Here is a 13,658-nt window from a genome sequence, read left to right as displayed (position 1 = left end):
GCGCGAAGGGCGGGCCGTCAGGCTGGAAAAGAACACGAAAAAAGGCGCAGGAATATAGCCGAACCGTCATTCTCCCGGCAAACCGGGGCTGGTCAAGTAGGCACGGGGAGGTGCGGGTTGGCGGGTGCCGACGTGGCGAGTCTACTCGCGTGCCACGCCTTGCACGGAGCCGATGGAGCGGATCCAGGGGCCTTCGTTGCGTACCGCCTCGGGCAGGTCTGACGCCGCGCCTTCGGCGGTCTCGCGACTGGCAAACGATCCAGCCAGCACGACCACAAAGTCGCGATTGTTCACCCGCGTGGGGATGTAGCGGATGCCGCCAAGGTTGTGGCGATCCGCATAGCCGCGAGCAGTGGACATGTCCGGTGCCGCGATCAACTGGATGGTGAACGCATCGGAGGACTGGCTGCCGAGCCACTCCAGGTCGCCGCGCAGGCGCTCACTGTCGCCATCCTCGTCGGCCAGGGCCTCGGTCGTCGTCTCCGGTTCCGGTTCCGGTTCCGGTTCCGGTTCCGGTTCTGGCTCCGGCTCCGGCTCCGGTGCTGGTTCGGGCTCGGGTTCAGGCTCCGGAGCGGGTTCTGGCTCGGGCTGTGGCTCGGGCTGTGGCTCGGGTTCCGCGGCCGGTTCGGCTTCAATGCCGGCAATCGGATCGCCGCTCGGGCGTTCCTGGCCGGGCAGGGGTTCGATGTCCGGGCTGGTCAACGTGTCGTCGGTATGCTCCAGCGGGTCGGGCGCGACCAGGTCGTCCTGGTCGGGGGATGCCGGGGGCCGGGTTTCGGGCAACGGGAGTTCGACGACCTCCTGTTCCGCCTCGGTATCGCCACCGTCCATCAGCTGTAGGGCGACGGGGGCGGCGATCCCGATCGCGACCGTGGCGGCCACCGCCGGCACGAACCAGCGCTGATTCCAGAAGGGCGCTGTGCGCTTTTCCTCTGGGGGTTCGTCGAGTTCGTGGTCGGGCTCCGGCGGCCACTCCGGTTCGTCAGCGGTATCCGTTTGCGCGAGAGCCTCGGCGGCCGGAGTGAATTCGTCCTCTTCGCGCTGGGCGCGAAGCACGGGTTCGGCGTCGGTTTCGCGGTCGAGGCCGGCATCGGAGTCAATGGTGACGCCGGCGGCCTCGGGTGTCGTGGGCAACAGCTCCTCTTCGCGCTCGGCCTCGTCACCCAGCGCGATGCCGGGCGTTGTAGTGCCGGCTGCACTGGCGGCATGGCGTTCGCTGCGGCAGTGGCGCTCCAGGACCTGGTTGGCCTCGCGGTTCAGGTTGCCGGGCAGGCCCTGGCTGGTGGTCTGCAGATGGTGGATCGTTTCCTGGTCGAGCAGGCGCTCCGGGTCGTCGAGGCCCGCCGCCTGCAGGCGGTGGCGCAGATAGGCCGCCGTTTGCTCGAGGTTGAAGGCGCGCAGGTTGACGCGTGTGACTTGGTCCTCGTCGGAGGGATCGGGCAGGTACAGGCGGCGGCGGAGCAGGCCGCCGGAGCCCACGAGTACCACGCGCGGCGCGCGGCCCTGGGACTCGAGCACCTCGCTGCGCATGCGCATCAGGTTGTTCACGATGTCGGTGCCGACGAGGTGGGCGTCGTCCATCGCGATCACCGGATCGCGGCCGACGGCCACCCGCTCGGCCAGCAGTTCGGTCAGGGGGCGATCCGGGTCATCGGCATTGTGCGAGCGCAGGTAGTTGCGAATGGTGTTGTCCACCGATTCGAACTGCGTGTTGATGCGCGCGCGAAAGGCGATCAGCTCGAAGGGCTCGGGCAGCATGGCCAGCAGGCGCATCAACTGCAGGCTGCGCCCGGAGCCGTTTTCGCCGGTCATGATCACGATGGCACCCGGGGCATCGAGAGCGGCGCGCGCCGACTCCAGCAGCCCGTCCAGCAACGGGTCGCTGTAGATGAAGTGTTCGTCCGGCGTCTCGTCGAACGGCGCCGTATGCAGGCCGAGCTGTTTCAGGCATTGGTCGGAGAGCGCCATGGGTCTCAGTCTCAGGTCAGCGTGCCCAGATCGAACAGGCGGTGGTGTTCACGGATGGCGTGGCGGTCGGTCATGCCCGCGATGTAGTCGGCAATCGCGCGCTGCGGGGCATGCGGGTCGGCCTCGGCGATCTGCTCGGCATGCCGCTGGAAGTGCTCGGGCATCAGCCGCGGCTCGGAGTCGAATGCGGCGAACAGCTCCTGGATCAGCTGGCGGGCCTTGTGCATCACCGCGTGGACCTGATGGTGGTGGTACAGGTTCTCGCGCAGGAAGACCTTCAGTTCGTGTGCCTGTTCCGCCATGTCCGGGCTGAAGCGGATCAGTGGCTGGCCGGCCCGGCGGACGTCGTCCGGGGTCTCGGGCTGCTCGTGATCGATCGCGGCCTGGCTGCTTTCGATCAGGTCGGAGACCAGGGCGTCGATCATGCGGCGAACGGTCTCGTGCTGAACCCGTCGCGGCTCGAGGTCCGGGTAGCGTGCACGAACTGCCTCCAGACATTTGCGGAACAGACGGACCTCGGTCAACTGGTCCATGTCGAGCAGCCCGGAACGCAGGCCATCGTCGACATCGTGATTGTTGTAGGCGATCTCGTCGGCCACGTTGGCCAGCTGTGCTTCCAGTGATGGCTGCTGCTTTTCGAGAAAGCGCACGCCGATCGCGCCCAGATCGCGCGCCCGTTGTGGCGAGCAGTGCTTGAGGATGCCCTCGCGCGTCTCGAAGGTCAGGTTGAGGCCGTCAAACTCCGCGTAGTGGCGCTCCAGCAGGTCGACGATGCGCAGCGACTGCAGGTTGTGCTCGAAGCCTCCATACCCCTTCATGCAGTCGTTCAGCGCGTGCTGGCCGGCATGGCCAAACGGGGTGTGGCCGAGGTCGTGCGCCAGGGCGATGGCCTCGACCAGGTCCTCGTTCAGGTGCAGTGCGCGTGCGATCGAGCGCCCGATCTGCGCGACCTCCAGCGAGTGGGTCAGGCGGTTGCGGAACAGGTCGCCCTCGTGACTGATGAAGACCTGGGTCTTGTACTCCAGGCGGCGAAACGCGCTGGAATGCACGATGCGGTCGCGGTCGCGCTGGAAATCGCTGCGGTGGCGTGGTGGTGCCTCCGGGTAGGTGCGCCCGCGCGAGGCCGAGGGGTCGGCGGCGTACGGCGCGAGCCCGGAGGCCTTGTCGACCCGGGGTGTGGTGGCCAGGGCCTCAGGCGACACGGGCGCCCTCGTGCAGGGTTGCGTCCAGCGCCGACACGTCGAACTGGTCGGTGAGTTCGGCCTGGCCGATCGCCCGCAGCAGCACCAGGCGCAGGCGGCCGCTGGATACTTTCTTGTCGATCGCCATCAGTTCGCGGAAGCGCTCGGCGGTCATGGTGTCCGGGGGTTCCAGGGCCAGGCCCGCGCGCTGGATCAGGGCCTCGGCGCGCTCGCGTTCCGCTCGGCTCAGCCAGCCCATGCGTTCCGACATGCGCGCCGCCATCGCCATGCCCGTGCCCACGGCCTCGCCATGCAGCCACTGGCCATACCCCATCCCGGCCTCGATGGCATGGCCGAAGGTATGACCCAGGTTCAGCAGGGCACGGATGCCGCCTTCACGTTCGTCGGCGGCGACGATCTCCGCCTTGCAGGCGCAGGAGCGGTGGATGGCATAGGCCAGGGTCTTTGGTTCCAGCGCCCGCAGTTCGTCGATATGCGCCTCCAGCCAGGCGAAGAAATCGGCATCGCGGATCAGCCCGTATTTGATGACCTCGGCGAGCCCGGCCTGCAGCTCGCGCTCGGGCAGCGTCTTCAGGGTGTCGGTGTCGATCAGCACCGCGCGCGGCTGGTGGAAGGCGCCGATCATGTTCTTGCCCAGCGGGTGGTTGACCCCGGTCTTGCCGCCCACCGAGGAGTCGACCTGGGCCAGCAGGGTGGTCGGGATCTGCACAAAGTCGATCCCGCGCTGGTAGATCGCGGCGGCGAAGCCGGCGATATCGCCCACCACGCCCCCGCCCAGTGCGACGATGCGGCTGCCCCGGTCGAGCCGGGCCTCCAGCAGGCGGGTGATGATCGATTCCACCGTGGCCAGGGTCTTGTGCGCCTCGCCGTCGGGTAGCTCGATCCAGAGGAGCTCGCCCGCGATCCCGCACTGTTCGAGCGTTTCGCGCAGGGCCTCGCCGTACAGCGGGCCCACGGTGGTGTTCGTCACCACTGCCACGCGGCGGCCCTCCAGCGCCGGGCGCAGGGTGTCGGCAGCGGCGAGCTGGCCCGGTCCGATCCGGATGGGGTAGCTGCGCTCGCCCAGCTCGACGTTCAGGTTTTGCGTGCCGGGTGCGTTCATCAGGGGCATCATAGCGTGCGTACCGCTTTGGGCGTAAGCGTGTGCGCGGTCAGGATGGGCATCGTTTCACGGACTTTTGCAAATGGCGGCGGTTGGATTACCATAGGGAGTTCTGCATGGCTGCCCGGAGTGTTTCGGGTGGCGTTTTTGTTTTGGTAGACGAATCAGCATTCGCATCCGGAGATTGTATGCCGCACGTACGAGTTCGCGAGAATGAGCCCTTCGAGGTTGCCCTGCGCCGTTTCAAGCGCACCTGTGAGAAGGCCGGCGTGGTCGCGGAAGTCCGCCGCCGCGAGTATTACGAAAAGCCGACCACCGAGCGCAAGCGCAAGGCCGCCGCAGCGGTGAAGCGCCAGCTGAAGAAGAATTCCCGCGACATGACCCGTCGGGTGCGTCTGTACTAAGAATCGCCTTTCGGGCCTTTGGCCCGGATCGAGGACCCTTATGTCGCTCAAGGCCCGGTTGCAGGATGACGTCAAGCAGGCCATGCGGGCCCGGGAGAAGGAACGCCTCGCGGCGTTGCGCTTGATCCAGGCCGAGGTCTCGCAGTTCGAGGTCGACGAGCGGCGCGAAGCCGACGACGACGCGGTGCTGGCCATCCTGAACCGGATGCTCAAGCAGCGTCGCGACTCCATCGACCAGTACCGCAAGGGTGGCCGCGAGGACCTGGCCGAGCGCGAGGCCGCCGAGATCACCGTGATCGAGGCCTACATGCCCGAGCCGCTGGGCGATGCCGAGCTCGAGCAGATGATCGGCGAGGCGATCGCCGAGACTGGCGCGGCCGGTCCCAGTGATATGGGCAAGGTGATGGGCGTGCTCAAGCCCCGGGTCTTCGGTCGTGCCGACATGGGTGTGGTGAGCCAGAAGGTCCGGTCCGCACTGGGGCATTCTTGACCGTTACGCTCGTTTGAGCGAAACGAACCATTCCTGAACGCATGAACGGTTGAACCCCGTGGCGTCATGCCGCCGGTTCCCGTCGGAGCGAGTGATCCATGGCTTCCAATCCGATGCAGTTCCTGGACCTGCCGCGCCAGGACCCTCAGAAGACCCCCGCCGAGATTCGTATCCACGAGTTCGGCGAGATCATTGGTCAGTTCGACCCGGCGACCGCGGGGCAGCAGGCGGGCCGCTGCCTGGCCTGTGGCAACCCGTATTGCGAATGGAAGTGCCCGGTTCATAACTTCATCCCGAACTGGCTGAAGCTGGTGGAAGAAGGCAACCTGTTCGCCGCCGCCGAGCTCTCGCACAAGACCAACTCCCTGCCCGAGGTCTGCGGCCGTGTCTGCCCGCAGGACCGCTTGTGCGAGGGTGCCTGCACGCTGAACGACGGTTTTGGCGCGGTCACCATCGGCTCGGTGGAGAAGTACATTACCGACGAGGCCCTGAAGGCCGGCTGGCGCCCGGACCTCTCTGACGTCACCCCGACCGACAAGCGCGTGGCCGTGATCGGCGCCGGGCCGGCCGGCCTTGGCTGCGCCGATATCCTGGCGCGCAACGGCGTGCAGGCCGTGGTCTATGACCGCTACCCGGAGATCGGCGGTCTCCTGACCTTCGGTATTCCGCCGTTCAAGCTGGAAAAGCAGGTGATCCGCACTCGCCGCGAGATCCTCGAGGGCATGGGTGTGGAGTTTCGCCTGAACACCGAGATCGGCCGCGATATCCAGATGGATGCCCTGCTGGAAGAATACGACGCCGTGTTCCTCGGTATGGGCACGTATACCGCGATGCAGGGCGGCTTCCCCGGCGAGGATCTGCCGGGCGTGTACCCGGCGCTGCCGTTCCTGATCTCCAATATCCGCCAGGTGATGGGCTGGGAGCACGATGAAGACGGCTTCATCGACGTCGCCGGCCAGCGTGTGGTGGTCCTCGGCGGTGGCGACACTGCGATGGACTGCAACCGCACCTCGATCCGTCAGGGCGCAGCCTCGGTGACCTGCGCCTATCGTCGCGACGAAGAGAACATGCCGGGTTCGCGCAAGGAAGTGGTGCATGCCCGCGAAGAGGGCGTGCAGTTCGAGTTCAACGTGCAGCCCGTCGAGATCGTCGGTGACGGCAAGGTCGAGGGCGTGAAAGTGGTGCGTACCCAGATGGGCGCTCCGGATGAGCGCGGCCGCCGCCGTCCGGAGCCGGTGCCGGGCTCCGAGCATGTGATCCCGGCTGACCGCGTGCTGATCGCCTTCGGGTTCCGGCCGTCCCCGGCGGACTGGTTCGCCGAGTACAAGATCGGCGTGGACGAGGGCGGGCGCGTGCAGGCCGTTGGCGAGCACGCCTTCCAGACCGGCAACCCGAAGGTCTTTGCCGGCGGCGACATGGTGCGGGGCTCGGACCTGGTTGTGACCGCCGTCTTCGAGGGCCGCGAGGCTGCCGAAGGCATTCTTGAATATCTCGGCGTTTGAGCTTTTCGATGTCCCAGACCCTGAAGAATGACCGACTGCTGCGTGCGTTGCTGCGCGAGCCCGTGGACCGCCCGCCGATCTGGATCATGCGCCAGGCCGGTCGCTATCTGCCGGAATACCGCGAGACCCGCGCCCAGGCCGGCAGCTTCATGAGCCTTTGCCAGAACCCGGAGCTGGCCTGCGAAGTCACGATGCAGCCGCTGCGCCGCTTCCCGCTGGATGCGGCGATCCTGTTCTCGGACATCCTCACTATCCCGGATGCCATGGGGCTGGGGCTTTATTTCGAGACCGGCGAGGGCCCACGCTTTCGCGACCCGATCCGTTCGCTCGAGGCGATCGAAAACCTGCCGATACCGGATCCGGAGCAGGAGCTGCGCTATGTGATGGACGCGGTGCGCCTGATTCGCCGCGAGCTGAATGGCGAAGTGCCGCTGATCGGTTTTGCCGGCAGCCCGTGGACGCTCGCCACCTATATGGTCGAGGGTCAGGGTTCGCGCGATTTCGCCGAGACCAAGCGGCTGATGTACGGCGAGCCGCAGGCGATGCACGCGTTGCTGCAGAAGGTCGCCAGCGCGGTCACCGAATACCTGAACGCCCAGATCCGCGCGGGGGCGCAGGCCGTGATGGTCTTCGATACCTGGGGTGGGTCGCTGACGCCGCGCGGCTATCGCGAGTTCTCGCTGGCCTACATGCAGCGCATTGTCGATGGCCTGATCCGGGACCACGACGGTCGGCGTGTACCGGTCACGCTGTTCACCAAGGGTGGCGATGCCTGGCTCGAGGCGCAGGCCGAGACCGGTGCCGATGCCCTGGGGCTGGACTGGACGATCGAGATTGCCGAGGCCAGCCGTCGTGTGGGTGACCGCGTGGCGCTGCAGGGCAACCTGGATCCGTCGGTGCTGTACGCGCCCGATGCGGTGGTGCGGGAGGAGGCCCTGCGGGTGCTGGACGGGTTCGACCGTGATACCGGGCATGTCTTCAACCTGGGGCACGGGATCCACCCGGGCATCGACCCGGAACGGGTGGCGACCCTGGTCGAGACGGTTACCTCCTACCGCCGCGACTAAGTCGGCATTTCCTCGTCAGGACGCGTCCGCGGCCTCGGGTCCGGCATCGGCGTTCGCGGACGCCAGCAACTCGTTCACCTCCGCGCGCCCGGCGCGGGCCATGGGCTTGCCGTCCACCGGCGACGGCGGGGCCTGGCGCAGCCCATCCAGCGGAAACACGGTCAGTTCGATGTCCGTGTCGTGCGGTCCGCGAAAGCTCAGAAACGGTACCCGCTGCTCGCGCCCCTGGCGACTGCGATAGCGGCGTTCGCCCGTCTGGCAGCGGATTCCGCGCTCACCCAGGTCGAGGATGACCTCCTCCACCGTCTCGGCAAATGCATGCAGATTGACCAGCGGCTGGCGCTCGACGATGCCGTCCAGCAACGGGCCGACCAGGCGCGGCTCCAGATCCGCCAGTCGCTCCATGACGATCCGGGCGGCCTCGAGGCGTTCGCGGTAGGCCTGGCGGGTGTCGTCCGTTGCGAACAGGCGGCTGCGCTCGATCGCGGCCTCCTGGATCTCGATATTGCGCGGCATTTCGTGGCGCGGTTCGACACCCAGGTGCTCGGCGGCCTTGCGTTTGGCCAGCGCGAAGTCGCGGATGCCGTCGTCGAGGAGGATCCGTGCGGCTTCCTGGGCCAGTTCCTGACGGATACGGGATGGGTTCATCAGAACACCGACTCGGCGGGGCCCTGGCCATTCTCGCCGCTGGGCCGGACGGGGGCCTGGCCACGTTCCGGAACCTGCTGCGGGATCAGCCACTGGATATTCGCACCCGGAGTCTCTTCGCTGGGCGCGCGGCGGCCGTCGGGCAGGATCGCCACACGCTGAAGGTCATCTGGCCGCTCCACCGGCCGCTCCGGTGCGTCGGTCAGCACCGAGTCCATGAACCGTATCCAGAGCGGGAGCGCTGTACGCCCGCCGCTCTCGCGGCGGCCCAGTTCGCGGTTGTCGTCGAACCCGACCCAGGCGGTGGCCACGATGTCGGCGTTGAAACCCGAGAACCAGGCGTCGCGATAGCTGTTGGTGGTGCCGGTCTTGCCGGCGAGATCCGAACGTCCCAGTTGCTGCGCCTGACGCCCGGTTCCGGCGGTGATCACATGCCCCAGCATGTTGCTCATCTGCCAGGCCACACCCGGCTCCAGCACCTGTGCCGGGTCGGTGTACTGCAGCGGACCACCGCTGGCATTCAGGTGCAGGTCCTGGCCGGGCGGGTTCTCGCAGGGGGCGGGGCAGGCGCGTTCGGTCGGGGCCTTGTAGAGGACTTCGCCGTCGTCGGTTTCGATGCGCGTGATGATCCACGGGCTGTGGAGCTTGCCACCGGAGGCGAATACCCCGTAGGCATTGTTCAGTTGCAGGGGTGTGACCGCACCGGTGCCGAGTACCATCGACAAGTTGCTTGGGTGCTTGTCCGGATCCAGGCCGAAGCGCGGCAGCTGTTCGTGTACGCGCTGCGGCCCCAGGCTGTTGAGCAGGCGGATCGATGCCAGGTTGCGCGACTGGGCCAGGGCGTCGCGCATGCTCATCTCGCCCTGGAACTGGCGCGAGTAGTTCTGCGGGCGCCACTCCGCCCCCAGTGCCGGGTCGTCGAAGACCATCGGGGCGTCGACCAGTATGCCGTCCGGTCGGTAGCCATCCTGCAGCGCCAGCGCGTACACCAGCGGCTTGAACGCCGAGCCGGGCTGCCGCTGCGCCTGCGTGCTGCGGTCATAGCGATTCTCGAAGAAGTCGAATCCACCGGCCAGCGAAACGATGGCGCCGTCGGCCGGCGACTGGGCGATCACCGCGCCGGTCACCTCGGGTTTTTGCGCCAGGCGCCAGCGCCCGTCGGTATAGGGCCTGACGCGGATCACGTCGCCCCGTTCGAACTCGGGGGTGCGTGCCCATTCCTGGTCGCGGGGTTCGATGGTGAGCTCGCCGATCTGGCCGCCGTCGACCTGCAGCGTGCCGTCACCTTCGCGTTCCATGACGACCGCTGGGAACAACAGGCGCCCATGTACGCCCTGTGCCTTCAGCGCACGTTCGCGGGCCTCGGCGTCGGCCATCACCTCGTCGCCAAGTCGACCCTCGGGCCCGCGGTAACCGTGGCGTTCGTCGTATTCGAGGAGACCTTCGCGAAGGGCCTGGTTGGCGGCTTCCTGGTAGCGGGAGTCGATGGAGGTATGCACCTGCAGGCCGCGCCGATAGGCGTCCTCGCCCCAGAGATTGAAGACGATCTGGCGGGCCGCCTCCGCCACCCAGTGGGCGTCGACCTCGGTCGCGGCCACGTGTCGCTCGGACGAAACCGGGCGCGCCACCGCCTCTTCGTACTCCGAGTCGCTGATCGCGCCGGTGTCCAGCATACGTCGCAGCACGTAATTGCGGCGGATCTCGGCGCGCTGGGCGCTGGCGACGGGGTTGGTCGTGGAGGGGGCCTTCGGCAGGGCTGCGAGCACCGCGATCTCGTCCAGCTCCAGTTCGTCGATGGAGCGTCCGTAATAGACCCGGGCGGCGGCCTCGATCCCGTAGGCGCGCTGGCCCAGGTAGATCTTGTTCAGATACAGCTCGAGGATCTCGTCCTTGGTCATCTCCTGTTCCATGCGAATGGCCAGGAAGATCTCGCGCAGCTTGCGCTCGTAGGTGCGGTCACGCGTCAGGAACACGTTGCGCGCCAGCTGCATGGTGATCGTGGAACCCCCCTGGCTGCGTTCGCCGCGAGTGGAGATCTCGTTGATCGCCGCTCTGGCCAGGCCAACGATGTCGACCCCGGGATGATCGTAGAAGCGCTCGTCCTCGGCCGCGATGAAGGCCTGGCGGACGCGCTCGGGGATGTCCTCGATCGGCAGGGGGATGCGGCGTTCTTCTGCGAACTCGCCCATTAGCAGGCCGTCCGCGGTGCGGACCTGCAGCGGGGTTTGCAGGCGCACGTCGCGCACCGCCTCCGCTTCGGGGAGGGTCGGGGCGTAGTGCACGTACAGGGCCGCAATGGCTGCGGATACGCCGATTCCGGCCGCCAGGATCAGCGCCAGCAACGCCGCAAAAATCTTGAGAATCGGCTTCATGACTGTAGAAAAAGTGGGGCCAAGTTAAGAATCAGCTTTCAAAGCAACTTGCAACCCGGATTTCGGAGTGTATATTGTGAACGAGCTAGCATACTTGATTGTAACGCTACCAGTTACTTTCATTGGGGTATACAGGGGGATGTGTGCTGAGTCTCGGAAAGAGCAAGCAGGGACTGCTGGGCGTGGATGTCAGCTCCGCCGCCGTGAAGGTGCTGGAGCTGGCTCGGCAAGGTAAGGGCTACCGGGTCGAGGCCTTTGCGGTGGAGCCGTTGCCGGATGGTGTGATGGTGGACAAGGTCTGCCAGGACACCGAGGCGGTGGGGAACGCGCTCGCCCGCGCGGTGAAGCGCTCCGGCACCAAGCTCAAGCACTGTGCGATGGCCGTGCCGTCCTCGGCGGTGATCACCAAGACCATCCAGATGTCGGCCACGCTCAGCGACACCGAGCTCGAGGGCCAGGTCTTCGTCGAGGCCGATCAGTACATCCCCTACACCCTGGAAGAGGTCAATCTCGACTTCCAGGTCCTCGGCAAGAACGAAAAGAATCCCCAGTTGGTCGACGTCCTGGTCGTCGCCTCGCGGCGCGAGAACGTCGACTCGCGCGTGGCGATCGCCGAATCCGCCAAGCTTACCCCCGAACTGGTGGACGTCGAGGCCTACGCGATCGAGCACGCCTCCGAGCGCCTGGTCGAGCAGATCCCCGATCGCGAGAACAAGCCCATCGTTGCGATCGTCGACGTCGGCTCCTCGGTGACAGCGGTCTATGTCGTCAGCCAGACCGAGGGCGTGATCTATACCCGCGAGCAGAATTTTGGCGGACGCATGCTGACCGAGGAGATCATGCGCCGCTACAGCATGAACTATCAGGAGGCGGGCTCCGCCAAGATGAGTGGCGACCTTCCGGCCGACTACGTCAGCAATATCCTCGAACCGTTCAAGCAGACGATGATGGATCAGATCCAGCGTCTGCTGCAGTACTTCTACGTGACCCGTCCGCAGGATTCGATCGACCACATCCTGCTGGGTGGCGGCTGTGCCGCGATCGCGGGTGTTGACGAGATGCTCGAGGAGAGCTCCGGGACCCCGGTATCGGTCGCCAACCCATTCCGGGGCATGGCGCTGTCGCGCCGAGTGAACCAGCAGCGCTTCGCCAATGATGCCCCCGCGCTGCTTACGGCCTGCGGCCTGGCTATGCGGGGGTACGCGTCATGATCTACATCAATCTCCTCCCGTGGCGCGAGAAGGCCCGTGAACAGCGGCGCAAACAGTTCTTCGGCGCGGTAGGTGGCGCGGTCGTGGTCGGAGTGCTGCTGGCGTTCGGTGCGCACACCTACATGAATGCCCTGATCGATCACCAGCAGTCGCGTAACCAGATGCTGGAGAGCGAGATCCGCGAGCTGGACCGCAAGATTGCCCGCATCCGCGATCTGGACGAGCAGCGTCAGGCCCTGATCGCGCGCATGGAGGTGATCCAGACCCTGCAGGCGCGTCGCCCGGAGGCCGTGCACCTGTTCGATCAGCTGGTCGAGACGCTGCCGGACGGCACCTACCTCAACGAGGTTCGACAGGAAGGCGAGCGTATTCGCCTGACGGGGCGCGCCGAATCCAACACCCGGATCTCGACGCTGATGCGCCGCATCGATGGCTCGCCCTGGCTGGCCGATTCCAACCTGCAGATTATCGAGACGCGTGAAGACGGCAGCCTGCAGGTGCGTGACTTCCGCCTCGACGCCAATCAGACGCGGCCCGCGGATGTCGAGGAGGATTCCTGATGAATATCAAGGAACTCAACGAGATCGACTTCAATAACATTGGCGAGGCGTCCTGGGCCGTAAAGGTACTGATCCTGGTCGTGATCGTGCTGGTCATCCTGGGTCTGTCCTATTACTTCTTCATCGGCGATCAGCGCACCGACCTGGAACGCGCCGAGAATCGCGAGCAGCAGTTGCGAGCCGAGTTCGAGGACAAGCAGCAGCGCGCCGCGAATCTCGAGGCCTACGAGGAACAGCTCGAAGAGATGGAACGCATGTTCGCCTCGTTGCTGGAGCTTTTGCCGAGCAGCGCCGAGATTCCCAGCTTGCTGGTGGATATCTCGCAGACCGGCTTGCAGGCCGGGCTCGAGATCGAGCTCTTCGAACCGCGTGGCGAGAACCGGCGGGATTTCTACGCCGAGGTGCCGATCCGTCTGCGGGTACGTGGCGACTACGAGGAACTGGCGGAGTTCGTCAGCGGCACCTCGGCGCTGCCGCGTGTCGTGACCATGCACGACATGCACATTCGTCGGGGCAATTCCGATGACGACCTTCTGATGGACGCCACCGCCCGTACCTACCGCTACCTGGAGGACCACTGATGCGGAACCCTGCACAGCGATCCCTGGGAGCGGCCTTTGCGCTTGGCCTGCTGGCTACGTTCGGATTGTCGGGTTGCGCACCGGACAAGAGCGATCTGGAGCGTTACATCGCGGAGATCAATGAGCGCCCGGGCAGCGGTATAGACCCGATCCCGACGCTGGAGCCGCACGAGCCCTACCTGTATCCGGGTCACACCCGCTCCCCGTTCGACTCCTCCGTGATTGCGCAACCCGAGCTGGCCGTGGCCCAGGGCGAGCCCGGCGATGCCGAGGTCGACCCGGATCGCCCGCGCGAATTCCTCGAGAGCTTCCCTCTGGATTCCTTGCGCATGGTGGGATCGCTGGAGCAGGACGAGGTGCGTTATGCCCTGGTGCGTACCCCCGATCGGGGTATTCAGCGCGTGACGGTTGGCAATTACATGGGCGAAAACCACGGTCGTATCGTCGAGATCACTGCCACTCGGGTGAAGCTGGTCGAGGTGGTTCCGGATGCTTTCGGCGGGTACGTGGAACGCGAAAACTCCGTGGCGCTGGCCGACTAGCGGTTGGGG

General features: G+C 66.2%; 13 protein-coding genes. 8 read left to right on the top strand and 5 right to left on the bottom strand.

The window, feature by feature from the left end; translation table 11 throughout:
* Positions 1–141: 141 nt before the first annotated feature.
* From F813_RS0108150 to aroB, 3 genes are read right to left on the bottom strand one after another with little or no spacing between them, the layout of a single operon-like run.
* Positions 142–1,968, bottom strand: coding sequence for an SPOR domain-containing protein (locus F813_RS0108150; RefSeq protein WP_017926176.1), 1,827 nt, complete (start codon positions 1,966–1,968; stop codon positions 142–144).
* 11 nt (positions 1,969–1,979) lie between these two features.
* Positions 1,980–3,170 carry a deoxyguanosinetriphosphate triphosphohydrolase gene (locus F813_RS0108145; RefSeq protein ID WP_017926175.1) on the bottom strand — a complete coding sequence of 397 codons (1,191 nt, stop codon included), beginning with the start codon at positions 3,168–3,170 and terminating at the stop codon, positions 1,980–1,982.
* On the bottom strand, positions 3,160–4,284 hold the full coding sequence (aroB, locus tag F813_RS0108140) for a 3-dehydroquinate synthase (RefSeq protein WP_012981682.1): 1,125 nt from the start codon (positions 4,282–4,284) through the stop codon (positions 3,160–3,162). The genes F813_RS0108145 and aroB overlap by 11 nt, the downstream gene beginning before the upstream one ends.
* A 176-nt stretch (positions 4,285–4,460) precedes the next feature.
* Here aroB and rpsU point away from each other — a divergent pair, with 176 nt between their 5' ends.
* The 4 genes from rpsU to hemE all read left to right on the top strand — a co-directional run bounded on the left by rpsU (position 4,461) and on the right by hemE (position 7,735).
* Positions 4,461–4,676, top strand: coding sequence for a 30S ribosomal protein S21 (gene rpsU, locus F813_RS0108135; RefSeq protein WP_012981683.1), 216 nt, complete (start codon positions 4,461–4,463; stop codon positions 4,674–4,676).
* Between the two features lie 40 nt (positions 4,677–4,716).
* Positions 4,717–5,166 (top strand): GatB/YqeY domain-containing protein, encoded by a 450-nt coding sequence (locus F813_RS0108130; RefSeq protein WP_012981684.1) that lies wholly within the window; start codon positions 4,717–4,719, stop codon positions 5,164–5,166.
* Between the two features lie 98 nt (positions 5,167–5,264).
* Entirely contained in the window at positions 5,265–6,668 is a 1,404-nt protein-coding gene (locus tag F813_RS0108125; RefSeq protein WP_017926173.1) for an FAD-dependent oxidoreductase, read from the top strand.
* An 8-nt stretch (positions 6,669–6,676) separates the two neighbouring features.
* Positions 6,677–7,735, top strand: a complete 1,059-nt coding sequence (hemE, locus tag F813_RS0108120; RefSeq protein WP_017926172.1) for a uroporphyrinogen decarboxylase — start codon at positions 6,677–6,679, stop codon at positions 7,733–7,735.
* Positions 7,736–7,750: 15 nt separating this feature from the next.
* Here hemE and F813_RS0108115 read toward each other — a convergent pair whose 3' ends face one another.
* Positions 7,751–8,383, bottom strand: a complete 633-nt coding sequence (locus tag F813_RS0108115; protein ID WP_017926171.1) for a hypothetical protein — start codon at positions 8,381–8,383, stop codon at positions 7,751–7,753.
* Complete coding sequence (locus tag F813_RS0108110; RefSeq protein WP_017926170.1) at positions 8,383–10,755, bottom strand: penicillin-binding protein 1A; 2,373 nt, start codon at positions 10,753–10,755, stop codon at positions 8,383–8,385. The genes F813_RS0108115 and F813_RS0108110 overlap by 1 nt, the downstream gene beginning before the upstream one ends.
* Before the next feature lie 143 nt (positions 10,756–10,898).
* Here F813_RS0108110 and F813_RS0108105 point away from each other — a divergent pair, with 143 nt between their 5' ends.
* The 4 genes from F813_RS0108105 to F813_RS0108090 are packed head-to-tail and all read left to right on the top strand — an operon-like array spanning position 10,899 to position 13,649.
* Entirely contained in the window at positions 10,899–11,966 is a 1,068-nt protein-coding gene (locus F813_RS0108105; RefSeq protein ID WP_017926169.1) for a pilus assembly protein PilM, read from the top strand.
* Positions 11,963–12,526 carry a PilN domain-containing protein gene (locus F813_RS0108100; RefSeq protein ID WP_017926168.1) on the top strand — a complete coding sequence of 188 codons (564 nt, stop codon included), beginning with the start codon at positions 11,963–11,965 and terminating at the stop codon, positions 12,524–12,526. The genes F813_RS0108105 and F813_RS0108100 overlap by 4 nt, the downstream gene beginning before the upstream one ends.
* A complete protein-coding gene (locus F813_RS0108095; protein WP_017926167.1) occupies positions 12,526–13,107 on the top strand; it encodes a type 4a pilus biogenesis protein PilO in 582 nt (193 codons plus the stop codon). The genes F813_RS0108100 and F813_RS0108095 overlap by 1 nt, the downstream gene beginning before the upstream one ends.
* Positions 13,107–13,649 carry a pilus assembly protein PilP gene (locus tag F813_RS0108090; RefSeq protein WP_012981692.1) on the top strand — a complete coding sequence of 181 codons (543 nt, stop codon included), beginning with the start codon at positions 13,107–13,109 and terminating at the stop codon, positions 13,647–13,649. Before F813_RS0108095 ends, F813_RS0108090 begins: the two co-directional genes overlap by 1 nt.
* Positions 13,650–13,658: the final 9 nt, after the last annotated feature.

The sequence above is a fragment of the Thioalkalivibrio sp. HL-Eb18 genome (assembly GCF_000364985.1).
Taxonomy (GTDB): Bacteria; Pseudomonadota; Gammaproteobacteria; order Ectothiorhodospirales; family Ectothiorhodospiraceae; genus Thioalkalivibrio.
Note: the sequence above shows the minus strand (reverse complement) of the source record. Positions and strands in the feature narration are given on the sequence as shown.

Bases quoted from the DNA above. Each gene is read 5' to 3' on its own strand.
- F813_RS0108150 (WP_017926176.1), bottom strand. From the start codon at position 1,968: ATGGCGCTCTCCGACCAATGCCTGAAACAGCTCGGCCTGCATACGGCG.
- aroB (WP_012981682.1), bottom strand. From the start codon at position 4,284: ATGATGCCCCTGATGAACGCACCCGGCACGCAAAACCTGAACGTCGAG.
- rpsU (WP_012981683.1), top strand. From the start codon at position 4,461: ATGCCGCACGTACGAGTTCGCGAGAATGAGCCCTTCGAGGTTGCCCTG.
- F813_RS0108130 (WP_012981684.1), top strand. From the start codon at position 4,717: ATGTCGCTCAAGGCCCGGTTGCAGGATGACGTCAAGCAGGCCATGCGG.
- F813_RS0108125 (WP_017926173.1), top strand. From the start codon at position 5,265: ATGGCTTCCAATCCGATGCAGTTCCTGGACCTGCCGCGCCAGGACCCT.
- hemE (WP_017926172.1), top strand. From the start codon at position 6,677: ATGTCCCAGACCCTGAAGAATGACCGACTGCTGCGTGCGTTGCTGCGC.
- F813_RS0108115 (WP_017926171.1), bottom strand. From the start codon at position 8,383: ATGAACCCATCCCGTATCCGTCAGGAACTGGCCCAGGAAGCCGCACGG.
- F813_RS0108110 (WP_017926170.1), bottom strand. From the start codon at position 10,755: ATGAAGCCGATTCTCAAGATTTTTGCGGCGTTGCTGGCGCTGATCCTG.
- F813_RS0108100 (WP_017926168.1), top strand. From the start codon at position 11,963: ATGATCTACATCAATCTCCTCCCGTGGCGCGAGAAGGCCCGTGAACAG.
- F813_RS0108095 (WP_017926167.1), top strand. From the start codon at position 12,526: ATGAATATCAAGGAACTCAACGAGATCGACTTCAATAACATTGGCGAG.
- F813_RS0108090 (WP_012981692.1), top strand. From the start codon at position 13,107: ATGCGGAACCCTGCACAGCGATCCCTGGGAGCGGCCTTTGCGCTTGGC.